This is a genomic window from Moraxella sp. K1664 (assembly GCF_039693965.1).
GTDB lineage: Bacteria > Pseudomonadota > Gammaproteobacteria > Pseudomonadales > Moraxellaceae > Moraxella.
The window spans coordinates 578,500-602,776 of the sequence record NZ_CP155576.1 but is presented as its reverse complement, the minus strand read 5'-3'; the positions used below and the strand labels follow the sequence as shown (position 1 = coordinate 602,776).

Genomic DNA, 24,277 nt, shown 5'->3' with positions numbered 1-24,277 from the left:
GAAAATAAGCCAAATTAGCTTTTTGTTTTATATCTGATAAAGAGTCGCCATTTGTCACTACAATCCCTAAAAATACAGTCTTTACCAAGATTTTCCCTAAACTTTGCCGCCAATATCGTCGCTGCCTTGTGGATGTTGGTGGGGTCAGTACGTGCCTTTAATTGGGTTAAGCCCACGTTTGGGCAGTTTGTGCTATTTGCTTTATTGGCGTTGGCGGTCAATATTTTGCTGGCATGGCTGACAGCACATTTTGGCAGTGATTTTAACGAGCAAGGACTCATCAGTTATCTGATTTGGCCGACCATCATGCTCATTGCAGGGATTTTGCTTGCCAAGCGTACGCTCAACTATTCACTGCTGTTTGTGCCTGTGATTTTGTGGCTTGTGGCGGATACGCTACTGATTTTGGTGCAAAGTGGCATGCAGTTTTTGAGCTTGCAAAACTGGCTACCAAACTGGATGTATCGCATTTTGCCAGATTTGTTCGTGGCACTGTTTGTGTGGCAGACGGCAGCACTGCTTCTGATTTTTGCCAAACGTTTGCACTGGCAGTGGTGGGAGCGAGTCATCATGATGATCGGGGCGATTGCCCTGTTGGTAGTATGGCAAAAAAACGTGGCAGACCAACCCATTTTTAAGGTAAAAAACCAAAACCCGACCATCAGCGAGACCGCTTTTTATGCCCAGCCGATGATTTTGGCAGACCATTTGGCAGGCATTGAAAAGTCGGAGACGGGCGAGACCGACTGGTACTTTATGGGTGTGGCAGGATATAGTGAGTTGGATGTCTTTACCAATGAAATAGAGCAGGCAAAACAGCTGTTTGATGTGCGTTTTGGTACAAAGGGCAAATCGATTGCACTCATCAATAACCCAAACACATGGCAGTCTGACCCCATCGCCACCAAGACCAGCATTCACGAGACACTCCAAACCATCGGTAAGCAGATGAATGCTGATGAAGATGTGCTGTTTTTGACGTTAAGCTCACACGGAGCGGTGGATGAGAGTGGTCAGATTTTAGGGGATTTGGTGCTGGATAACCCGCCACTGGATTTGGATGACATTGACCCTGTGTGGCTAAAAGAGACACTGGATGCATCGGGCATTCGTTGGCGGGTGATTGTCATCTCATCGTGCTACTCGGGTGCGTTTATTGAGAGTTTGGCATCACCGACCACGCTTATTATCACCGCATCGGCTGCCGATAGAGCGTCTTTTGGGTGCAGTCATAACGCCGATTTGAGTTATTTTGGACGGGCGTTTTTTGCCGAAGGTTTGCGTGGCGATAAAAACACTTTTGATAATGCCTACGCCTACGCCAAAAAGCGGGTGGGCGAGCTAGAAGCACTCATGGGCTTTACGCCATCACAGCCGCAGATGTATGTTGGTAGTCTCATGAAAACGGCACTGCCTGAGTTGGAACAAACGCTTTTTGACAACAGTCAAGAGCCGACCATGCCAGCAGATGGCAAGCCTTAACAATAACAAGCCCTAACACATGCGACATATTATTAAGGAAAAACCATGAAAACTCCCCGACTTGGTGTCAATATTGACCACATCGCCACGCTTCGTAACGCCCGTGGCGTGGATTATCCGTGTCCTGTCAAAGGGGCGGTGGTGTGTGAGCAGGCAGGAGCGGACGGCATTACCCTGCACCTGCGTGAAGACCGCCGTCATATCAAGGATGTCGATGTCTATGCCATGAAAGAGGCGATTGGCATTCCGATGAACCTAGAAATGGCGGTAACAGATGAGATGCTCGCCATTGCCCGTGATGTCCGTCCCCAGTGGGTGTGCCTTGTCCCCGAAAAACGCCAAGAGGTGACGACCGAAGGTGGGCTTGATGTTATCAATAATGATAAATTACCCAGCTTTATCAAAGACTTACAGAATGTCGGTATCAAAGTATCGCTCTTTATTGACCCTGATACCGCCCAAATTGAAAGGGCGATAGAGCTTGGAGCAGATGCCATTGAGATTCATACAGGGGCGTATGCTGAACGCTGTCTTGAAAATGATAAAGAAAAAATCAGCCATGAGTTAGACCGTGTCAAAATGGCGGTGGCGTTTGCCTTATCCAAGCATCCGAGCTTTTTGGTGAATGCAGGGCATGGCTTGACGGTGGATAATGTTGCTCCCATTGCCCAAATTGACGGCGTTCATGAATTAAACATCGGGCATAGTATCATTGCCGATAGCGTGTTTGTGGGACTAGATAAAGCGGTGAAAAACATGAGACAAGCATTCTCTGATTAACCTTTATTAAATCTCTTTCCAAACTAAAAATAAACCCTTATAAGTATTGGGGTTGAAGTTTTTAAAAATCCATAAAAATCAGGGTTTGGAAAGAAGTCTATTACCATTTATCGGTAAAAAATCCCCATTTTATTGTAAAAGTTGGCACCTTTTATGTAATAAACTGTATTTTTCATCAAAAAAAGGTTGTCAAATTTTAATTTTGCCGTTAAGCTATAACTATCTGTCAGAAAGCTGAATTATTTTTGTAATTTGTATTGAAAAATATTTCCGCTTAATGTTAGAATAGACAGTGATAGTCTAAGTGTGTTTGACTTTATCAAAACCATCCTTTGGAGGAATTTATGAAACTTAATAAAATCGCTTTGGCATTGGTTGCTACTGCTGCTACCGCTGCATCTGCTGGCGTAACCGTAACCCCACTAGTTGGTTACCAATATCAAGACGAAGCTCACAAAAAGCAACGTGAGATTTTTAAAACTGGTCAGCAACTTAACGGTGCTAACACCAATGCACCTACCAACCCAACAAATGGCGGTGTTGCTCTTGAAAGCGACCTATATACTGGCGTAGCCCTAGGTGTGGAACTAACCCCATCTACTCAGTTCCAAGTAGAATATGGCGTAACTGACACTGATGCAAGAGCTTCAAAAGCTTCTGCTAATGCTCATCCTAGAAACGTATTTGATGCCAAAGAAGAAATCATCTCTGGTAACTTCCTAATTGGTACTGAGCAGTTTTCAGGCTACACCAACAATAAGTTCAAGCCTTATGTGCTTATCGGTGCAGGTCAAGCCAAATATAAAGTAGAAAGCCGTGAACAACTTCTTGATGGCACACCAGCTGGCACAGAAGTATCTGAATCAAAAGACACCATCGGTAACCTAGGTCTAGGTGCTCGCTACCTAATCAACGATGCCTTAGCTCTACGTGGCGAAGCTCGTGCCGTTCACAACTTTGACAACGCATGGTGGGAAGGTCAAGCCCTAGCAGGTCTTGAAGTAACCCTAGGTGGTCGTTTGGCACCTACCGTACCTGTAGCACCTATTCATGAGCCTGTGGTAACTACACCACCAGTGGTAACTACACCACCAGTGATTGTGATTGAAGCACCAGAAGTTGTTGATAGTGATGGCGACGGTGTGGCTGACCATCTAGATCTATGCCCAAATACCCCACGTAACGTTGTGGTAGATGCTAACGGCTGTCCAGTTGAGCGTGCAGTACAAGAAGACCTACGCATGGAACTTCGTGTATTCTTTGACCGTGACAAGTCAAACATCAAGCCACAGTTCCGTGAAGAAGTTGCCAAAGTTGCAGAAAAAATGCGTGAATTCCCGAACGCTACTGCTGCCATCGAAGGTCACGCATCTAAAGACAGCAAGCGTTCAAGTGCTCGCTACAACCAACGCCTATCAGAAGCTCGTGCAAACGCTGTGAAGTCTATGCTATCTAACGAGTTTGGTATCGCTCCTAACCGTGTTTCTGCGGTAGGTTATGGCTTTGACCGTCCTGCGGTGCCTAACGATACTGCTGAAAACAAAGCACTTAACCGTCGTGTTTATGCAGTTATCCAAGGTAACAAAGTAACTAACGTTGTAGAAACCAGATAATCTTTTGATTATTCAAAAACCATCCAAAGCAATTTGGGTGGTTTTTTATTTATCAAAATATAGGATTTGAATGCTGTATTTGTCCAAAACCGTGCTATAATAGACAGCTTTTGTGTGAGTTATTGGCTTACACACCTATTTTTCTACATTTTTTGAGATTTTATGTCAAACAATATCCAACATCTACGCAATATTGCCATTATTGCTCACGTTGACCACGGTAAAACAACCTTGGTTGATAAACTTTTACAACAATCTGGTGCCTTAGGCGAGCGTGCGGGTGAGATTGAACGAGTCATGGACTCAAACGCCCTAGAGAGCGAGCGTGGCATTACCATTCTTGCCAAAAATACCGCCATCAAGTGGACGGACAAACGCACCGATACCGAATACCGCATTAACATCGTGGACACCCCCGGACACGCCGACTTTGGCGGTGAAGTGGAGCGTGTGCTGTCTATGGTGGACTGTGTGCTACTGCTGGTCGATAGCCAAGAAGGCCCGATGCCACAGACTCGCTTTGTGACCCAAAAGGCGTTTGCCCGTGGCTTAAAGCCGATTGTGATTATCAATAAAATCGACAAACCTGCCGCCCGTGCTGATTGGGTGATTGACCAAGTCTTTGATTTATTTGATAATCTTGGTGGTACAGACGAACAACTTGATTTTCCGATTGTCTATGCCTCGGGCATTAACGGCATTGCAGGACTATCGCCTGATGAGCTTGCCCCTGACATGACCCCCTTGTTTGAGACCATTGTGGACATCGTTGAGCCACCAAAAGTGGACGTGGACGGTGCATTCCAAATGCAAATTTCAAGCCTTGACTACAACAGCTTTGTTGGCGTGATTGGCGTGGGTCGCATTCAGCGTGGCTCGGTCAAGACCAATACCCCTGTGGTGATTGTGGATAAAGACGGCAACAAGCGTAACGGTCGTATCCTAAAAATCATGGGCTATCATGGACTTGAACGTGTGGACGTGGACTCTGCCCAAGCAGGCGACATCGTCTGCGTAACGGGCATTGACAACCTTAACATCTCAGACACCATTTGCGACCCCAAAGAAGTCGAAGCCTTGCCAGCGTTATCGGTGGATGAGCCGACCGTATCGATGACTTTTCAGGTCAATGACAGCCCATTTGCCGGCAAAGAGGGTAAATTTGTCACGTCTCGCAACATTCGTGAACGCCTAGACCGTGAACTGATTCATAATGTGGCACTGCGTGTTGAAGACACCGACAGTCCAGACCGCTTTAAGGTATCGGGTCGTGGCGAGCTACATCTGTCTGTTTTGATTGAAAACATGAGACGTGAGGGCTTTGAGCTGGGTGTATCTCGACCAGAAGTTATCATCAAAGAGATTGATGGTGTGATGTGTGAGCCTTATGAGAACGTGACTTTTGATGTCGAAGAACAGCATCAAGGGGCAGTCATGGAGCAGATGGGTAACCGCAAAGGCGAGCTGACCAACATGGAGGTGGACGGCAAAGGTCGTATCCGTATCGAGGCAACTGTGCCGTCTCGTGGACTTATCGGCTTTCGCTCGGAGTTTTTGACCATGACATCTGGCACGGGTATCATGACATCAAGTTTTAGCCATTATGGCGAGATGAAAGAGGGTGCGGTTGCCAAACGTCAAAATGGCGTACTCATTTCTATGGTAACAGGTACTTGCCTAGGCTATGCTCTGTTTAGCTTGCAAGAGCGTGGTCGACTGTTCGCCAAGCCACAGCTTGAAGTTTATGAAGGTATGATTGTCGGTATCAACTCTCGTGGCGATGACATGGTGGTCAACCCAACCAAAGCCAAACAGCTGACCAACATCCGTGCGTCAGGCTCGGACGATGCGATTATCCTGACCCCTGCCTTGGAGTATAGCTTGGAGCAGGCGTTAGAGTTTATCGAAGATGATGAGCTTGTCGAAGTCACGCCAAAATCCATCCGTATTCGCAAAAAGTATCTGACCGAAAATGACCGTAAGCGTTTTGGGCGTAAAAAGGATGCTTAATTGACAAAAATGATGCCATCATTTAAATATTCTAAATTGTTATTTTAGAAATAAATGGTATCTTATCCGTCAATTTGTTGATTTGGGGCAAGTCTTTGCATATTACCCCAAATTTTGTTAGAATATGAGAATAAGAATAATTTTCATATTTTTGTTAAAAGTTGAGACAAACCATGAGTATGCTTCAAGAGTTTAAAGAATTTGCCGTCAAAGGCAACGTGATGGATTTGGCAGTTGGTGTCATCATCGGCGGGGCGTTCGGCAAGATTACCACGTCATTGGTCGATGATGTGATTATGCCGGTCATCTCTGCGGTGATTGGCGACGTGGATTTTAGCAACATGCTTATCCCACTTGCCGAAGTGCCAGAGGGTACAGCGATGACTTACGCCGCCTTAAAAGAGGCGGGCGTGCCTGTATTGGCGTATGGTAATTTTATCACGATTTTGATTAATTTTATCATCCTAGCATTCATCGTATTCTTGCTTGTTAAAGGCATGAACAAAATGCGTAGACAAGCCGAAGCAGAACCAGAAGCTCCTGCCGAGCCATCAGAAGAGGTATTGCTACTGCGTGAGATTAGCCAAAAGCTAAGCAAATAATTAGCATGTATCATACCCAAAACCCATCATCTGATAGATGATGGGTTTGTTGTTTTGATGGGTTTAGACCACCTTTTCAAAGCGAACAATGCTCTCAACGTGTCCTGTATGACAAAACATATCCATAACCCCTGCATGAGTCGCCCGATAGCCCTGCTCGGCAAGGCGAATGCTGTCTCGGGCAAGCGTGGCAGGGTCGCATGAGACATAGACGATACGGCGGGCATCAAATCGCCCCAGATAATCCATAACTTCCCATGCTCCTGTGCGTGGCGGGTCAATGAGTAGAGCATCCACCTGCCCGACCCACGGCTTATCTGAGAAATCTTGGGTTAGGTCTTGGGCAAAAAATTCGGTGTTGGCAAGTCCGTTGTCCCTAGCATTCATCGTAGCACGCATGGCCATGTCAGTGCTACCTTCCACGCCAATGACCTTGCCCGTATCCCCCACGCATTTGGCAAGAGCAAGCGAAAAGTTACCCAGTCCACAAAACAAATCTAGCACTCGCTCGCCTTGCTTTAAATCTAGAAGACGGCAGGCAAGCTCAACCATTTGCCGATTGACCGATAAATTGACCTGTGTAAAGTCGGTGGGGCTACTTTGTAAGGTTAAGCCAAACTCAGGCAAATGATAAAACAGTCCGCCTGTCGGGGGCGTGGCGTGGCTCATGGGCAGTATTGCCTTGTCCGTGCTATCAATGCGGTAAATGCTGTCATATCCTTTGGGCTGTAAATAAACTTGCCAATTAACGGGCTTGCCAAAATGGATAAGTTTGGCGGTGTCGGCTTTATTGATTGGCTTGGTATGGCGAACGATAAGAGCCACGCTTGGCAAGTCGCCCATTTCTTTGCTCGCATTCTCGCCCATAGCGATTTCTAAGTGGGTAATACTGTCTTTGATTTTTAGCGTTTTTAAAAGCTGTTTTAAGTCATCTAATCTATCGCCCACACGCCTATCCAAAATCGGACAAGTGCCAATGTCCGTCAAAAAATTACTCGCTCGCTCACGAAAACCCACGATAAGTCTGTCTGTCTTGGGTAGGTAACGCACGCCCAAACGGGCTTTGGTGCGATAATGCGTTCTGTCGCCCACGATTGGCGACAGCCACGTGGCAGGGGTAATGCCTGATTTGGCAAGGTGGTTTTGTAGGACGGACTGTTTGTGCTTAATCTGCTCATCCACGTCAAAATGCTGTAAGGTGCAACCGCCACACACCCCAAAATGCGGACACATGGGAGCGGTGCGGTGGGGACTTGGGGTTAGCACGTCCAAGCAGTCGGCTTCGTCATAGCTTTTTTTGGATTTGGTAAGGGTTGCCGTTACCGTCTCGGTGGGTAGGGCGTGGCTAACAAAGACTTTTTTGCCCGATTTGTCGCCATGCGTGTCATCATAGGTTGCGATACCACGCCCGTCATGGGTTAGGGCGGTAATGTGTAGGGTAATGGGTGTTCGGGTTTGCTCGGATTTGGATAACTGGTGGGTCATGATTGCCTATTTTTTGGGTATCATAAATGGGCATTATATCATTATTGGCGGTGGGCATTGGTATTTTTGGTGTTTGGCATTATAATAAGTAGGGTCTATTGATATTTATACTTAACAAACTTAATATTTACCACAGGCTTTGTAGGGGCGTGCTTTCCACGCCCTTGATGATACCACACATCATAAATTTGCGGTAATTTTAACGTTCTTCATCTATATGTGAAAATTATGTGCGAGCTATGTAACATCAACCCCTTTATCATTCATGACAGCCTAGCTGATGAACATGACAATACCGAACTGTCTGCTGATGAAAAAGATAATAATGACAATCCCGACAACGAGCAAACCCATCCTGTATCGGGCGGTGCGTTGTGATTTTTGCCAGTCATGAGCCGTTTTTGCAGTCTCGTGCTCAGATGCTTATCATGCCCGTTAGCACGGACGGTAACATCGCCCACCCTGTCATCGCAAGGTGCAAAGGTTTGTATGCCGATAACTACGAGCATTATCAAAAAAAGGCAATCGGGGGCGAGCTGTCGCTGGGCGATGCGTTGGTGTTTCGTATCTCCAAGCAGACCGCAGGGCTTGGCGTGCAGACGGGCGGGGCAGAATATGTCGGTAGCCTTGTCGTCCAAAAATTCCCCGAACAGCCCATCAGCGTGCGAATGCTCACACGCTGCCTAACCGCCCTAAAACCACACATTTATGAACTCATGCGATACAAAGGACTCAGACGTGTGGCGATACTGGGGTCGGCTCTGCTGGTCAAGGACACCGCCCAAGAGAGCAGTGCGGTGGAGTGGCTCACTGCCGAGCATGTCATGAACGTGTGCCAAGACGTGCTGGGGGACGTACCAAAACTGACTGTTGAGGTGCATTTTGGGCGAGATACACCGCTATCTTTTGCAAAAAATACTTGAAAATGATGATGGCTTCGGCTATAATGCACACCACTTGCGAACGTGGTGGAATTGGTAGACACGCTATCTTGAGGGGGTAGTGCTTCACGGCGTGAGGGTTCAAGTCCCTCCGTTCGCACCAAATAATCCTTTAAAAATCAAAGGCTTAGTCTGTATAATAGGATTAAGCCTTTTTTGTGTTTATGACAAGGTGATAAATACAAGGTGGCAAGATTTGGGGGTTGCTTTACTACCCCCGCTTTTTATTTTGCTATCTTTTCTCGATACTCATCAGATAGTCATTATAACGATATTGGTTTATCTGACCCGTCCCAATCAAATCAATGGCTCGGTCAATCATCTCTATCGGCACATTGAACCACTCGCTAGGCTTATAGTAGCGACCGTCTTTTGCCAGCAGTCTCATGTTGAGCTTTTGCTCGGCAAAAAAAGAATGTAAGATGAACTCAATCTTTTGGGCATTGGCGTTACTCATCTCGTATTCGGCGATGATTTCTACGTCGCTGTACAAAAAAGTCTCATCATCCAAGCAGTTTTTGATACGCTCATCACCTGTGCCTTTGGTAAAGCCGATTTTGTGCAAATGCAAATAACGCATGAACTCCGCCCTAGGCTGAGTCAGGCGAGCGACATAAATCACGCCCGTGCGAGCATCATCGTGGGTTCTGAACAAATCATCATCTGACAGCGGGAACTGCATGAGCCACTCATCATCAGTCATTAGCACATGATGACTGGTCTGTCTGTGCTTGGATAGGGCGGTTGCCAGCGAGCGTGCCAGCATGTTGGATTCGGTGCCGTTGGCAAAAACTAGGCGAATGCGGTCTTTAAAAAGACTGTTTTGGCGACCGCTGTCTTCATAGATGTCAGCGACGAAACAGAGCATGCCTTGCAACACGAACACGGCATTTTTTTTGACATAGTCTGTGGGACGGCTGTTTTGGATTTTGTATTTGCCCTGTTGGATGAGCTGTTCAATCTTAAAAAATATCGGGCGAAAGTTGTCAAAATCAGGACAAGGGTATCTGTCAGCGGTATCATCAGGGGTATTTAGTATCCTTTTTTTGGCACGAATGCTGTGGGTGTTGTCGCCGAGTATGTCCACGTTGCCAATGTCATCTAACAAGCCTAGCCTGTCTGATGAAAAGATGTCATCCAAAGACTGCACGGATGGGGTGGTCTGTTCATGATGTGCTGTCATATACTCTCTCATGCTCTCTCATGCTCTCTCATGCTCTTTTATAATAAGCCAAAGCGGTCATGTGCCAGCAAAACATCTCTTTGCTCGGCGTTGTGTTGTATCGATGATAACGCTATCGCCAACAGCTCTTCGTCAAAATCATCACTGTCCATCATGGGTGGTCGCCCCTGTTTTTCATAAAACGCCATAATCTCACCAAAGCGGTGGGTGAGTATGTCATCTGCGGTATGGATGGTTTTTTGGGGTGCGATTTGGACGTCATCTAGCAGGGTGCTTGTCTCATTGGCGAACAAATCATCGAGATTGTGATATTTTCGGCTCTCATATAGGGCGTTGATGTTCATGCGTTATCCTTGGTGTTTTGTTGTTGGCGTAAACGCTCTGCTTTTTTGTTTCTGACCCATGCCAGCACCAGTCCCATGCGTGCTTCTCTGGGGTCGGTTGAGTTCGGGTCGGGTTCTCGCCCATGGGTTTTAAAAAACCGCTCTATCAAAGTCCAGCTTTGTACCGCTTCGGCTTCACTGATGTTGGATTTGGTGGCTTTGACCACGTTATTGATGGTTTTTAGGGTGTCGCTGTCTATGTTTTTTGACAGCACTTCATACGCCTTGGCAAAGGGGTTGACCGCATGAATCAAATCCACGGGGATTTTATCCACGTTGATGAATTTTTCGCCGATTTTGACAAAGCCATGCACGCTCTTTTTGGTGGTGGTCTGGGTGTGGGGGTCAAAAATCTTGGCATCATCAGGCAAATCTCTGTGGCGGACATGCTCGGCGATGACCGCCCTTTGTTCTGGGCTTAGATGCTCGGTGTTGATGTATCTGCCGTCTTGAAAGATGTACAGCTCTTCGTTCTCTATCACGGCATCAGGGCTGATGTCATCGCCATCAATCATACCGCCATGGCTGTTGATGTACACCTGAGCGAGTAGCCCCTGCATGACTTGGTCGGTCTCTTTGTCGTCCAAATCAGGATAGCGTGTGCGGATAATCTGTGGGATGATGGTGTCATTGATGATTTCTGAGTCCACCACGTTTCTGCCTTCGTCGCTGGACAGGTATTGGGCAGACACACGGGTGTCTTGGGCGATGGTGGCGATTAGGTCGGGCATGTCTTGTTGTAGGATTTTCTCGGCACGTTTTGATAGGCGACTGCCATCTTTGCCATCATCGATGATGATGGTGCCAGTGGGGAGTTTTTCGTTCTCTGTCAGCGTGCTTCTACGGCGAAAATTGACGTTAGGGGCAAGCACTTGTTCCATGAGTAGCGACAAGGAGATGGCTTTTAGCATGTCATTGACCCCAGAGACGACATCATCTTGGTTTGCATCAGGCTTGGCGATGACGTTGGTAAATTTGGCATGGGTTTTGTCCACACAGTCTCGGGTTGCTCGCCCGATGATTTGCACCACTTCGGTCATGGAGCCACGATAGCCGATGGTTAGGACGTGCTCGCAGTACACCCAGTCAAAGCCTTCTTTTGCCATGCCCAGTGCGATGATGATGTCCATGTCGTCTCGATGGCTGATTTGGGCGAGATACTGTTGGGTTTTTGGGCGGTGCTCATCATCTGTAACCAAATCCGCCAGTTTTAGGGTTCTGCCGTCAGCGGTGGCAACCAACCACACCCCTGTGTCTAGGTCTTGGGCGATGGGTTCGCCGATGATGTCCATGATTTTGCCCACGGTGTTGTATTTGTCCGTTTCGGCGGATTGGGAATTGACGTTGGGGATGTGTACGATGGTTTTTTTGGTGGTGTCAAAGCAGTCACTTAGGGCATCAAAAAACGACTGACCGTAGAATTTATAATCCAAGCTCAGCGATTTTAGATGGGTGTAGCCATTTAGCTGTTCATAGTAGCTATAAGTGACTTTCTCAAACCGCTCTTCGTCTTCTGGGGTCAAGATGGGAATGGCATCGCCCCGAAAATACGAGCCTGTCATGGCGACAACGTGAGCATCCGATACGCTCATTATCTCATCTAAGATAGCCCCCAATCGGCTGTTGTCCGATGCTGAGACGTGATGAAATTCATCAATGCCCAGTAGTACCTTGTCAAACAGCTTAGGGTTGTCCAGCTTGTCATAGCCAAAACGAAAGCTGTGATGGGTGCAGACCAAGACCTGTGCGGGGTTGTCATCTGCCATAAACTCCGCAAAAATCTGAGTCTTGGCGGTGTCGCTGGACAAAGTATTGAGACAAAGATTATAGCGATGTGCCACCTGCCAATCGGCAAAAAATCCCGATGATGTCAAATCAGTACTGGCAAAAGACCGCCCGATGCTCATCTCAGGCACGATGATGACTACTTTGTTGATGCCTTGATTTCTTAGTTTGTCCAGAGCGATGTACATCATGGCACGGGATTTGCCCGATGCTGGGGGCGATTTGATGAGCAGGTATTGGCAGTTGCGTTTGGCAAAGGCACGGGATTGCATTTGTCGCATGCCCATGTGGTTTTCGGCTTGGCTGTCGCCTGTTTGGGTGTAGGTTTTGGTAAGTAGGGAGATTTCGGTCATGGTGCATCCATTATCATGGCAAATACAAAGGCATGCAAAGGCACATCCTAGCACGCCTTAGATGGTTTTATTTTTTATGGGCTTTGTCTGTCTTTTTGGTGGCTTCTTGTTGGATGAGTTTTTCGTAGCGTGCCAACAAAAACGCCAGTCGCTCGGCAGTATCGGCAAAACCCTGTTCACGATACAGCTTATCCACCGCAACATCAAGCCTGTGATGTGCCTGTTTTAGGTTGTCGGGCATGGTCTCAGGGTTGTACAGCTCGGCAAGTGTCTTGCCTTGGTGCATGGCTCTGGCTCTTAGGATGTCTTTGGCAAGCTGTTCTATCGTTGCCTTATCATCATCGCTGACATCAGGAAATGCAAAGGTGTTATAGACAATCGTGCCTGAGTAGCGGTAGTCACTTTTTAGTCTGCCCGCCACCAATCTCATCCAGTCGTTATGTGCCTGTGATGTTAATATGCCAAAATCAAACATGGTGGCATTGGGAATGATTTGATTGGCGTTGGTGGAAATAATATCATGATTTAAAAAATCAATGGGAATATAAGGGCGACGTTCTGATGACACGCTTGGCACAAGAATGTATTTACCCGATGTGGGCTGACGGATTTCCCCAAATAAATGTGGCGTATCTGCCAATTCTCGGGTTTCTTTACGGGTGCTTTTTTGACGAATGGCTTGAACTGCTTGCACTCGCTCTAAGACAAAGGGCATTTTTGCAAGCTCATCATCATTAATGCCAGCAAGCCATAAGCAAAAACGTTGTTTGCCATTTAAAAATTCATCAGCACCCAGCAGTTTTTTTATCCATTTTTGGGCTTGCGGTTCTTTGGCAGTCAGTGCGTCTTTTTCATCAGCGGTTAATAATAGATGTCCCCCATCATTTGGCATACTGCCAAATTCCATCGGCGATTGGTTGGTAATTGGATTTGAGCGTTTTTCCACAATAATGTCCGACCCTTTGATTAGATAGGGGCTGATATTTTGTGCATGTTCGGTTACGCTGATGTCGGTTTTCTCGTTATAATGATAAAGAGCTTTGTCAATATTTAAAGGGTTGTTTTTGTTGGTTAGACCAATGATGACCACATGTACGGTGGCATTATCACGGGCGTTATTTCTCCAAATGAAACTTGGGTAAGCAAAACCGATGGTTAGACCCATGTCAAACAAGGGTTTAAACAGCAATGAAACTTGTTCGCCTTGTACGATAGAGTTGGTGGCAACCAATGCCATTTTCGCATGGCTATTTTGAATGTATTGTCCAGCTTTATAAAACCAACACGCCACATAATCTAAGGTGTTTGCTCCCTTTATTTTTTTAAAAACAAGTTCCATGTCTGCTTTTTGTTCTTCATTGCGTTTGGCTTTTCCGTTAAATGGGGGATTGCCCACGATATAAATCTCATCGGTGCCGTTATTGGGGCAGACTTTTTGCCAATCGGTGCGTAGGCTGTTGCCCTGAACGATATGCCCGCCTTGTTGTAATGGCAAGGTGTCACGACAATGCCCGAATTTTGACCGAAAAATCGCATTCATCTGATGGTCTGCCAGATACAGCGACAAATGGGCGATTTGTACTGGAAAATCATCATAATCAATGCCATAAAAATGACCAAGGGGTATCTGACTGTCATACCCAAGCCCCAACCCCAGCTCCAAGTGTTTGTCATCAAACTCAGGCTTGCCACCGATGAGTAACTGCAAGGCATGGATGGTGTCCATCTCCAAATGGCGTAGGGCTTTATAAGCGGTAATCAAAAAGTTGCCCGAACCACAGGCAGGGTCAAAGACTTTGATGCCACGCAGGCGGGTGAGAAAATGTTCTAGGCGTGCTTGTTTGTTGTTTTTGGATTTGTTGTCATCGCTTAGTGCCAGTAGTGTGTTCAGCTCTTGGCGTAGGGGTGCGATGAACAGGGGTTCTATCACTTTTTTGATGTTGCTCACGGACGTGTAGTGCTGTCCTAGCTGACTTCTCTGGGCAGGGTCAATGACCGCTTGGAACATGGAGCCAAAGATGTCAGGGTTAATCTGACTCCAATCCAAGCGAGCACACTCAATCAAGACACGCCGAGAGCGACTGGTAAAGATGGGAATGGCATAAAAATCCTTAAAAATCCCGCCATTGACATAAGGAAAACCGTGTAAATAGGATGGGTATTCGGTGCGTTCGGGGCTGTCTTCTGGCAGGTTTAGCACGCTAAATAGGTTTTCAAAAAATACCGCAAGGTCGCTACCGTCTGTCTGAGTGACGTTTTGTAAGGTGTGGGCAAAGCTGTCTTTGTCAAAAATGCCCGTATCATCGGCAAAAAAGCAAAATAACAGCCGTGTCAAAAATAAGTTTAGGGCATGAATGTCGTCTTTGTTCTGTTTAAAATCGTTGTGTTTTTTGAGCTGGTCAAACAGTCGCCCCATTTTCTCAGATGCTTTGACATCGGCAGGGTGTTCGCTGTATGTTTGGCTTTTTTCAATGCCAACCAAGGGCAAAAAGAACGTGAAGTCGGAGTTTATCTCATCAAACCGCTCGATGCTAAGCGTGTCATCTAGTTTGGTATCATACGCCAAAATCTTGTCAAAGTCGGTCAAAAAGATGATACGGATTTTGTGGCGTTTGATGGCGGGATTGGCTTTGATGGTGTCAAGTAGGGCGTACAGCTCGTCAAAGCTGGTCGCTTTGTCCACCTGCTCAAAGTATAAGTGGCTTTTTCGTGCCATGCCGTTTAGCCCACTGCCTGCGATGGGGTTGGTGCCATTTTTTAGGTTGGTGATGGTGCTTTTGGATGTGCCTGTTAGGGTCAGTAGCTCAAAAAAGAAGGTGTCGGGGTTTGGGTCTTTGCCCAGTTGTTCTAATTGTTCATAAAAGTGGGTTTGGTTAAATGACATGGCATGCTCCTAGTTGATGAGTGGATTATAAAACAAATATGAACAAAGAAAAAGGGCGATTTGTGATTTGTCCCATGACCTATAAAAAAATGGCTCAGTCCCATTTCCAACTTTATATGAGTGATTGATTTGTTAAGGGCGAATTGCAATTTTTCCCCACAACCCAAAAATAATTATGAAATAGGGCGTGTTGAACTTTGGTATTTGCAATGAAAAATGAGAAAAATCGCACGTTTTTCAAGGAAAAAACGCAGGTTGATAGTCATTCTATCAGACAAGTTTTTGACGACGAAAAACAAGATTTAGCCATTTTTCATGCAAAAATTGATAAAAGTGTTAAATTTTCATCTTGTTTTATAAAAATGTTATCAATGTTCAACACGCCCTAATCAAAAAGTTGCCATTTTAAGTTGAGATTGGCGATTTGCCATGCACCAAAAAATCCGCCCCATACAGAGCGGATTTTGTCAAGGTTGGTAATCAACCACCGAAGTCATCAAGCAAGATGTTTTCATCTTCGACGCCCAAGTCTTTGAGCATTTTGATGACGGCAGCGTTCATTACCGGTGGACCACACATGTAGAATTCACAATCTTCTGGGGCAGGGTGGTCTTTTAGGTAGTTTTCGTACAGGACGTTGTGAATAAAGCCTGTATAGCCTTCCCAGTTGTCTTCGGGCTGTGGGTCAGACAAAGCCACGTTCCAAGTGAAATTTGGGAACTCGGCAGCCAGACCGTCATAGTCTTCGACATAGAACATCTCACGCTTAGAGCGAGCACCATACCAAAAGCTGATTTTGCGGTCAGATTTTAGGCGTTTTAGCTGGTCAAAGATGTGCGAACGCATGGGTGCCATACCTGCACCACCCCCGATGAATACCATCTCGGCTTTGGTGTCTTTGGCAAAGAACTCGCCATAAGGACCTGATACGGTAATCTTATCCCCTGGTTTTAGACTAAACACATAGGACGACATTTTGCCCGGTGGGATGTTGTCAGGCCCCCGTGGTGGTGGGCTTGCGATACGGATGTTGAACTTGATGATGCCCTTTTCTTCGGGGTAGTTTGCCATAGAGTAGGCACGAATGACAGGCTCATCAACCTTGGATGTATAACGCCATAGGTTAAAGTTATCCCAGTCTTCGTGGTATTCTTTGGCGATGTCAAAGTCTTTGTAGTGGACTTCGTGCGGTGGGGCTTCTAGCTGTACATAGCCACCAGCACGAAACGGCACGACTTCGCCTTCGGGGATTTTTAGGGTCAGCTCTTTGATGAACGTTGCGACGTTGTCATTAGAGATGACTTCACATTCCCATTTTTTGACACCAAAGAATTCAGGGTCAATCTCGATTTTCATGTCTTGTTTGACGGCAACTTGACACGCCAAACGCATGCCTTCACGAATCTCGCCTTGGGTAAAATGACCTTCTTCGGTGGGTAGGATAGAGCCACCACCGTCTAGCACTTTACAGCGACACTGACCACATGTGCCACCGCCACCACAGGCTGATGACAGGAAAATGCCTTCGCCTGCCAATGTCTGCAAGAGTTTGCCCCCAGCGGCGGTGCTGACGCTGTTATCGGGGTCATCATTGATGTTGATGGTTACGTTGCCAGAGCTTACCAATCGTGAGCGTGCGATAAGGATAACTACCACAAGGCTCATGATGATGGCGGTAAACATGGCAACGCCACCAATAGCTGTACCAAACATACTTTCTCCTTATAAGCTCATACCGCCGAATGACATAAAGCCAAGCGACATTAGACCGACGGTAACAAACGTGATGCCAAGACCACGAAGCGGGCCGGGTACGTCTGAGTATTTGAGTTTTTCACGGATACCTGCCAGTGCCGTAATCGCCAACGCCCAGCCAAAGCCAGAACCCACACCATAGACGATGGATTCGCCAAAGTTGTAGTCACGCTCTACCATGAACAGTACGCCACCTAGGATGGCACAGTTTACGGTGATGAGTGGCAAGAATACGCCTAGGGCGTTATATAGGGCAGGGACGAATTTGTCCAAAAACATCTCCAAGATTTGGACAGTTGCCGCAATCAGAGCGATGTAGCTAAGTAGCCCCAAGAAAGACAAATCGGTGTTTGGCATGCCTGCCCACGCCAATGCCCCGTCTTTTAGCAGGAATTGGTAGAGTAGGTTGTTTAGCGGGACACAGATGGTCATCACAACGATAACCGCAATGCCCAGCCCGATGGATGTTGAGACTTTTTTGGAAACGGCGATGAACGTACACATACCCAAGAAAAAGGCAAGTGCCATGTTTTCGATGAATACGGACGTGATGAATAAACTGATGTAATGTTCCATTAGTGTGATTCCCCCTTGGAATTTTGTGCGATGACAAACTCCGCAGGCTCTTGTTGCTCGGGCTTCCAAAAACGCACGATGGCGATGAACAGAGCGATGACAAAGAATGATGACGGGGGCAGTAGTAACAAGCCGTTCGGGATGTACCAACCACCATCAGTGGCTTTTTCTAGGATTTGGATATCAAACCAACTGCCGTTACCGATAATCTCACGGATACTTGCCACAAAAATCAATACCGCAGAGTAGCCCAGACCGTTACCGATACCATCGATAAAGCTCGGAATGGGTGGGTTGCTCATGGCGTAGGCTTCGGCACGACCCATGACGATACAGTTGGTGATGATGAGTCCGATGAACGCACCTAACGATTTGGCGGTGTCATAAGCGACGGCTTTTAGGACTTGATCCACCACGATAACCAGTGATGCAATCACCACCATCTGTACGATGATACGAATCGATGATGGGATTTTGTTACGAATGGTTGAGATAAAAAAGCTAGAAAACGCCGTAACCAAGGTCAAAGCAATACACATGACAAGGGCGTTTTTGACATTGGTCGTTACCGCCAATGCCGAACAAATGCCCAAGATTTGTAGTGCGATGGGGTTGTTATTAAAAATCGGCGTGGTTAAAATTTTCTGAGTATCCGCCATGATTATGCTCCTGTACCGTCAGCTTTGCCAGCTTTTAGGTTTTCCAAAAACGGCTGATAGCCATCTTTGCCCAGCCAAAACTGAACCATGTTATGCACGCCACGACCTGTTAGGGTTGCACCACTGATGCCGTCCACTTGCTCAGGTCTGGCAGTACCTGCCTTGGCAACACCCATGATGACATCGCCGTTGTCGTTGTGAACTTTTTTGTCCACCCATTGAGCACGCCATGGCTCTTCGGTGATGCGAGAACCCAGACCGGGGGTTTCTTTATGCTCGTAGAAGTTCACGCCTTTGATGGTGTTAAAGTCGCTGTCTAGGGTAAGCAGTCCATAGATTTGACCCCACAGACCCGCCCCATGAAACGGCAGGACAATCATGTCAATCTGACCGCTGGCATCTTTGGACAGATACACTTTGCCAAACTTAGGCTTGCCACCGATGGCAGCGATGTCATCTGCTAGGGGCGTGCTAAGGGCGGGGGTGCGAGCGGCTTTGGCGACATCATAGCTTGCGATGTCTGTGATGCCTGCCTCTGTCAGTTCTTCATCGGTGGCAAAAGTGCCCGTATCAAGATTGACCATCCTAACTTCAAAATCAGAAAAACGCTCTGCCACCACACTGTTATTGTCGGTAGCAGGGTTGAATTTACCTGTGGCGATGAGCACGTTTTTGTTAAAATCAAGCGTGCTGTTGGCGATTTGTTTGGGTTTTAGACCCACCGCAACGGCTGACACCATGACCGAACAGACAAGGCACAGCACCAAAGCGGTTACAAGGGTTGTAACATTACTATTTTTGGCTGACATGAGCTAGTCTCCGTGCTGTTTGACGTTTGATGTTGGCTTGTTTGACAAAGTAGTCAAATAGCGGTGCAAATAGGTTGGCAAACAAGATGGCAAGCATGATACCTTCTGGGAAGGCAGGGTTTATCACACGGATAACCACCGTCATGAAGCCGATAAGCAGACCATAGCACCAGCGACCTGTATTGGTGTGGGCGGCAGAGACAGGGTCAGTTGCCATAAAGACCGCACCGAACATAAAGCCACCGATGACCAAATGCCAATGTGGAGCTAGGCTCATCATTGGGTTGGTCTCAGAGCCAATCATGTTAAAGATAAAGGCAGTCACCACAAGACCGATGACAGCACCGGCAACCACACGCCAGCTGGCGATTCTGGTGTACATCAGTACCGCACCACCGATAAGGATGGCAAGGGTTGAGACTTCGCCGATAGAGCCTTGCATGTTGCCCAAAAAGGCTTGACCCCAAGAGATGGTCTGACCATAAGCGTCTGCAAAGGCATTAGACGGCACACCTGCGGCAGCTTGACCTAGTGGGGTAGCACCGCTATAACCGTCCACGTTATTTAGACCTTTGACAGCCGTCCACACCGCATCGCCTGAGATGTAGGCAGGGTAGGCAAAGTACAAGAACGCACGACCTGCCAAGGCGGGGTTGAGAAAGTTCTTGCCTGTACCGCCAAAGACTTCTTTTGCCACGACCACACCAAAGCTGATACCTAGGGCAACTTGCCACAGTGGAATATCAGGTGGTAGCGATAGAGCGAACAGCACAGACGTTACAAAGAAACCTTCGTTTACTTCGTGTCCACGCACCACGGCAAAGATAATCTCCCACAAGATACCGACCGCAAAGGTGACGATATAAATGGGCAAAAACTGCATGGCACCATAGACCATACATGCTAGGATGCTGTTCGGGTCATAGCCTACCATGCCTGTGATGACAGTACGCCAGCCTGTCGGGTCAATGCCAAAATGCTGTATGGCATTTAGGGCTTGAAAGCCGACATTGTACATCCCCCAAAACATGGCAGGGAAAGTACAGAGCCACACGGTAATCATCATGCGTTTTAGGTCGATACCGTCACGGACATGGGACGCACTGTATGTTTGTGAGCTTGGCTGACGAAAAAATGTGTCAAACATCTCAAAAACAGCATAATATTTTTCGTATTTGCCACCTTTGGTAAAGGACGGCTCCATACGGTCAAAGATATTGTGAATAAATTTCATCGTTTAGCCTTCCTGCTCAATACGGGTCAAGTTATCACGCAAAATATCGCCAAACTCATATTTACCGGGCGATACAAAGGTGCAAAGTGCCAAATCTTCTTCGTCAAGCTCCAACGCACCAAGCTCCACCGCTTCTACAATGTCGCCAACGATGAGTGAGCGAAGTAGCTGAGTGGGTAGGTAGTCTTGGGGCATGACGGTTTCAAATGAACCGATTGGCACCATGGCACGGGGTGAGCCGTTGGTTGTGGTGGTAAAGGCGTATTTTTTGCCTTTGACAAACTGAGAGATATAAATCGGTAACGTTGAAAAACGGTTCGCACCTAAGGTAAAAAAGTGCATGGCAGGGCGTTCACGACCTTCGACTAGCACCGAGACTTGATTGTGAAAACGACCCAGATACGCCACCGCACCGCTTGCCTTGCGACCTGACAGCACCGACCCTGAGATGATGCGGTTGTCATTGCCGTTAAGCTCGCCATTGGTCAAGGCGTTCAAATCCGCCCCACGATGAGTCTTGATAAGGCGTGGGTTTTTGACGACCGTGCCAGCTAGGCTGATGGTGCGTTCGGTGTGAATTTTACCTGTGGTAAAGAGCTTGCCGATGGCAATCACGTCTTGATAGCCAATCGTCCACACGGTTACGCCACGAGCCAAGGGGTGCAAAAAGTGAATGTGCGTGCCTGCGTTGCCAGCAGGGTGAACGCCGTCAAAACCGTGGTATTCAACACTGCCTGCGACATTGGTGGCTTTGGTTGGGGCGGTTTTGCCATGACAGACAAGCGTCTTTGGCGATAGGATAGAGATGACGACAAGACCGCTGTTAAAATCATCAATATTGGCATTGATGATATCGGCAGGGTCGGCACATAAGGGGTTGGTGTCGGTTGCGGTGACAAAAATCGCTGACGGCGTGCTGTCAAGCTCGGGGGTACGGCTAAACGGACGGGTGCGAAACGCTGTCCATTCGCCAGCGTCGTTAAGCTGGGCGACCACTTCTTCACGAGATAGCTTGGCAAGGCTGTCTTTGGCGTGGGCTTTAAAGCCAATCTCATCGCCTTGGGCGACTTCGATGACCAGGCTCTCAAACACACGTCGCTCGCCACGGTTGATGGCGATGACCTTGCCCGATGCAGGGGCGGTATATTTGACCCCCAGACGCTTTTTGTCTTCAAACACCACCTGTCCTTTGGCGACCGTATCGCCTTCCTTGACGTGCATGGTCGGACGCATACCGATGTAATCATAACCGATAAGGGCGACATGAGTAGGTGTGTGTTCGCTAATCTCTTTGGTTGGCTCGCCCGTGATAGGCAAATCCAACCCCTTTTTTATGGTAATCATAAGCGGATACTCACTCTGAGTGAAATGACCATACCAGACTCCTGTTGGTACACACGAGAGCTTTAACGCTGACCTTAAACTCCTTAACAACACGTTAATGCTTGTAGTTACAGTGGCGACTGGCTACCTGTTTTGATGAACGTTTAGGGCGTGTTAATTAAAATGTGGATGAATAAGACTTGACAAATCAAAACAAATCACTGTTCATGACCGTAACATCATCACGTTTAACACGTCCTAACAATCGTTCTCTTGCCCAAATTAGGCATGAAAATCTTATCTATTATACGCTAAACTTTGATAAATTTACAGAAATTTTTGAGAAATATTAAGGAAATATAAGGATAACTGGTTGATTGTCATGATTATGTCAAAAAGATGTGAGATAAGACGGGGCGTGATTTTATAAATGATTATTGTTTATAAAAATATCATCCAAAACGGAAAAATGCCCCATTGATGACAAATGCCACGCTCCACAGACAAATCAGCCCCACATGAATACCCATAACTTTTAGGGTATTATTATCGTGCGTGCCATTTTCTAGCTTTTTAACCACTCTAAAACGGGCGTGCAAGGCGGTCAATATCGTCAAACCAAGCCATGTTAATTTGCCATGAATGAGTGCGGTCAGCATGCCCATGTTTTGCCCCCAAAGTGCTGGGGGTAGCAGGGTCGTTAGCATATAAAAGCCTGTCACCACTTGCACAGCTAGGGCGGTCATGCCCAAAGGTTCATAGCTTTTTTCAAAGGCTAAAAATCCTGCCACGTCATTGTGACGGATAAAATTAGGCATTAGGCGGATAAGCAGGTATAAATGCCCACCCACCCAAATGCTGGCTCCGAATAAATGTAAAATCAAGGCAATTTTATACATGGTTTTTCCAATATGGTTATATGAGTGTGATAAATGATTGGGTTTTATGGAGTGATTTTATTTTAAATTTATTTTAAAAAACTATTTTCTCCGCCCTTTTCTAAATACAAAAGGGTCATCATAAAAGGCAGGGTCGGCATTATCCCAAAAATACGGCACGCCCAATATCGGTAAGGGATTTAATTGGCGTGGGGTAATATCATCTTTTAAAAAGTCATTTAAATAATGTGATAATTGATTATCCAACATGGCTAATTGTTCATTGAGCGGTTTTGTAAAAAATGATGAATGGACTTTGATAATCACGGTATGGCTACATAAGGATTTAAAGGGATTAATCAATTGTTCTAATAACGCATGACCGAATATAAAAACTTTGGCTTTTTTGTTATTGTCATGATGACAATCCGCCCAATATTCACGGTTATCCACCAAGCACGTTTGCCAATCAAAACCCACCAAGGCTTGCCCAATGGCGGTGCCAATCTCATCATCGGCGACCACCAGTATCGCCCCATTTTCATCAAATACGGTAATGGTATCTCGCACACGGTTACGTCCGTTGGCGGTGTGGTTGTCGTCCATGTGGGCGAGATGTTTGGCGTTCAATAGCGATTTGGTATGGGGAAAAACCGACCACACGCACGCCCCAAACCAGTCGTGTAGATTATCACGGGTTGGGATTTTGTGGTGTTGCCCGATGTGGGTTTCGTATGCTGTGCCGTGTTCTAGGTCGTTTTGGTGGGTAAAGGCTAGGGGGTAGCCTTGGTGATTTTTTAGGCGAATATCATTGTCGGCAAAATAGCCGTTTAACCACTCAAAAAGGGGCAGGGCAGGGTGGCCAGCAAATGCCTGATGAATGGACACATAAGGGGCAAACCAAGGGGTGGACGGGTCAATGGTGGCAAAATCGTGTAAAAAGTCGGACATGATGACATCAACAGGCGGTAAAATCATCGTGAGCATAGCATATTTTGTAAACTTTGGGTAGTCGGCTTTTGGGGGTAGGGCGTCATAAAAAACTTGCATATTTTTGCACTTGCGTTTAATATGGCGATTATTTATAAAGATGAGAGTATATGATGACCCTATCGCAAACATTTGTCCCTAAATTCATGGCGTTGGCACTGATTGGCACATTGGCATTGTCAGGCTGTTCGGTGTTTCGTGTGTATACCATTGATTTGCCCCAAGGCACGCCCATCACGTCCGCTCAGGCATCGCAGGTGCAAGTGGGCATGACCGCTGACCAAGTGACTTATCTGCTGGGTAGCCCTGCCATGAGAGACACGCTAAACCCGAACCGCTTTGACTATCTGTATGACTACACCGCAGGCACAGACGGCAAGCGTGCCGACAAAAAAGACATCAAAAACGCCAGTCATTACCTGTCTATCTTTTTTGAAAATGGGCGTGTGGTGCGTATCGCAGGGCGTGAATCACTGCCAAGAAGAAATCAGTAATTAATTATTGTACCATCAGATAAAAATCAGGCAAAGCAGGGTGTTTTGCCTGATTTTT

General features: G+C 46.8%; 21 protein-coding genes and 1 tRNA gene. 9 read left to right on the top strand and 13 right to left on the bottom strand.

Annotated features, from left to right (window positions below):
- Positions 1–51 precede the first annotated feature (51 nt).
- The 5 genes from AAHK14_RS03225 to mscL all read left to right on the top strand — a co-directional run bounded on the left by AAHK14_RS03225 (position 52) and on the right by mscL (position 6,487).
- Positions 52–1,482: a C13 family peptidase gene (locus tag AAHK14_RS03225; RefSeq protein ID WP_065256606.1), complete on the top strand. Its 1,431-nt coding sequence runs from the start codon at positions 52–54 to the stop codon at positions 1,480–1,482.
- Positions 1,483–1,527: 45 nt separating this feature from the next.
- Complete coding sequence (locus AAHK14_RS03220) at positions 1,528–2,262, top strand: pyridoxine 5'-phosphate synthase (RefSeq protein ID WP_062498603.1); 735 nt, start codon at positions 1,528–1,530, stop codon at positions 2,260–2,262.
- A gap of 344 nt (positions 2,263–2,606) precedes the next feature.
- Positions 2,607–3,875, top strand: a complete 1,269-nt coding sequence (locus tag AAHK14_RS03215) for an OmpA family protein (protein WP_062498604.1) — start codon at positions 2,607–2,609, stop codon at positions 3,873–3,875.
- A gap of 162 nt (positions 3,876–4,037) precedes the next feature.
- Positions 4,038–5,885, top strand: coding sequence for a translational GTPase TypA (typA, locus tag AAHK14_RS03210; protein WP_062498605.1), 1,848 nt, complete (start codon positions 4,038–4,040; stop codon positions 5,883–5,885).
- 173 nt (positions 5,886–6,058) lie between these two features.
- Positions 6,059–6,487: a large conductance mechanosensitive channel protein MscL gene (mscL, locus tag AAHK14_RS03205; protein ID WP_065256605.1), complete on the top strand. Its 429-nt coding sequence runs from the start codon at positions 6,059–6,061 to the stop codon at positions 6,485–6,487.
- A 63-nt stretch (positions 6,488–6,550) separates the two neighbouring features.
- On the opposite strand, the gene rlmD is transcribed toward mscL, so the two are convergent.
- The gene (rlmD, locus tag AAHK14_RS03200) at positions 6,551–7,972 is read right to left on the bottom strand and encodes a 23S rRNA (uracil(1939)-C(5))-methyltransferase RlmD (protein ID WP_065256604.1); all 1,422 of its coding nucleotides are present in this window, start codon (positions 7,970–7,972) and stop codon (positions 6,551–6,553) included.
- Between the two features lie 228 nt (positions 7,973–8,200).
- On the opposite strand from rlmD, the gene AAHK14_RS03195 reads away from it, so the two are divergent.
- From AAHK14_RS03195 to AAHK14_RS03185, 3 genes are all read left to right on the top strand, one after another.
- On the top strand, positions 8,201–8,350 hold the full coding sequence (locus AAHK14_RS03195) for a hypothetical protein (protein ID WP_156065184.1): 150 nt from the start codon (positions 8,201–8,203) through the stop codon (positions 8,348–8,350).
- The gene (locus tag AAHK14_RS03190) at positions 8,347–8,895 is read left to right on the top strand and encodes a hypothetical protein (RefSeq protein WP_065256603.1); all 549 of its coding nucleotides are present in this window, start codon (positions 8,347–8,349) and stop codon (positions 8,893–8,895) included. Before AAHK14_RS03195 ends, AAHK14_RS03190 begins: the two co-directional genes overlap by 4 nt.
- Positions 8,896–8,931: 36 nt before the next feature.
- A tRNA-Leu gene (locus tag AAHK14_RS03185) sits at positions 8,932–9,016 on the top strand.
- Positions 9,017–9,145: 129 nt separating this feature from the next.
- On the opposite strand, the gene AAHK14_RS03180 is transcribed toward AAHK14_RS03185, so the two are convergent.
- The 12 genes from AAHK14_RS03180 to AAHK14_RS03125 form a co-directional block, all read right to left on the bottom strand.
- Positions 9,146–10,108: a GIY-YIG nuclease family protein gene (locus AAHK14_RS03180; protein ID WP_083108113.1), complete on the bottom strand. Its 963-nt coding sequence runs from the start codon at positions 10,106–10,108 to the stop codon at positions 9,146–9,148.
- 26 nt (positions 10,109–10,134) lie between these two features.
- Positions 10,135–10,440: a hypothetical protein gene (locus tag AAHK14_RS03175; RefSeq protein WP_065256601.1), complete on the bottom strand. Its 306-nt coding sequence runs from the start codon at positions 10,438–10,440 to the stop codon at positions 10,135–10,137.
- Complete coding sequence (locus tag AAHK14_RS03170; protein ID WP_194092527.1) at positions 10,437–12,617, bottom strand: DEAD/DEAH box helicase family protein; 2,181 nt, start codon at positions 12,615–12,617, stop codon at positions 10,437–10,439. The genes AAHK14_RS03175 and AAHK14_RS03170 overlap by 4 nt, the downstream gene beginning before the upstream one ends.
- 67 nt (positions 12,618–12,684) lie before the next feature.
- Positions 12,685–15,501, bottom strand: a complete 2,817-nt coding sequence (locus tag AAHK14_RS03165) for a DNA methyltransferase (RefSeq protein ID WP_065256600.1) — start codon at positions 15,499–15,501, stop codon at positions 12,685–12,687.
- A 480-nt stretch (positions 15,502–15,981) separates the two neighbouring features.
- Complete coding sequence (gene nqrF / locus AAHK14_RS03160; protein ID WP_065256598.1) at positions 15,982–17,214, bottom strand: NADH:ubiquinone reductase (Na(+)-transporting) subunit F; 1,233 nt, start codon at positions 17,212–17,214, stop codon at positions 15,982–15,984.
- A 9-nt stretch (positions 17,215–17,223) separates the two neighbouring features.
- Positions 17,224–17,832 (bottom strand): NADH:ubiquinone reductase (Na(+)-transporting) subunit E, encoded by a 609-nt coding sequence (gene nqrE / locus AAHK14_RS03155; RefSeq protein WP_065256597.1) that lies wholly within the window; start codon positions 17,830–17,832, stop codon positions 17,224–17,226.
- Positions 17,832–18,491, bottom strand: coding sequence for an NADH:ubiquinone reductase (Na(+)-transporting) subunit D (locus AAHK14_RS03150; protein WP_065256596.1), 660 nt, complete (start codon positions 18,489–18,491; stop codon positions 17,832–17,834). Before AAHK14_RS03150 ends, nqrE begins: the two co-directional genes overlap by 1 nt.
- A 2-nt stretch (positions 18,492–18,493) precedes the next feature.
- On the bottom strand, positions 18,494–19,300 hold the full coding sequence (locus tag AAHK14_RS03145; RefSeq protein ID WP_065256595.1) for a Na(+)-translocating NADH-quinone reductase subunit C: 807 nt from the start codon (positions 19,298–19,300) through the stop codon (positions 18,494–18,496).
- Complete coding sequence (locus AAHK14_RS03140) at positions 19,284–20,534, bottom strand: NADH:ubiquinone reductase (Na(+)-transporting) subunit B (protein WP_065256594.1); 1,251 nt, start codon at positions 20,532–20,534, stop codon at positions 19,284–19,286. The genes AAHK14_RS03145 and AAHK14_RS03140 overlap by 17 nt, the downstream gene beginning before the upstream one ends.
- Positions 20,535–20,537: 3 nt before the next feature.
- Entirely contained in the window at positions 20,538–21,878 is a 1,341-nt protein-coding gene (locus tag AAHK14_RS03135; RefSeq protein ID WP_065256593.1) for a Na(+)-translocating NADH-quinone reductase subunit A, read from the bottom strand.
- Positions 21,879–22,309: 431 nt separating this feature from the next.
- Positions 22,310–22,756: a CopD family protein gene (locus AAHK14_RS03130; protein WP_065256592.1), complete on the bottom strand. Its 447-nt coding sequence runs from the start codon at positions 22,754–22,756 to the stop codon at positions 22,310–22,312.
- Between the two features lie 81 nt (positions 22,757–22,837).
- Positions 22,838–23,785, bottom strand: a complete 948-nt coding sequence (locus AAHK14_RS03125) for a DUF3025 domain-containing protein (RefSeq protein ID WP_227514753.1) — start codon at positions 23,783–23,785, stop codon at positions 22,838–22,840.
- A gap of 50 nt (positions 23,786–23,835) precedes the next feature.
- Between AAHK14_RS03125 and bamE the strand changes: the two genes are divergently transcribed.
- Positions 23,836–24,219, top strand: coding sequence for an outer membrane protein assembly factor BamE (gene bamE, locus AAHK14_RS03120; RefSeq protein ID WP_065256591.1), 384 nt, complete (start codon positions 23,836–23,838; stop codon positions 24,217–24,219).
- The last annotated feature ends 58 nt before the right edge of the window (positions 24,220–24,277 follow it).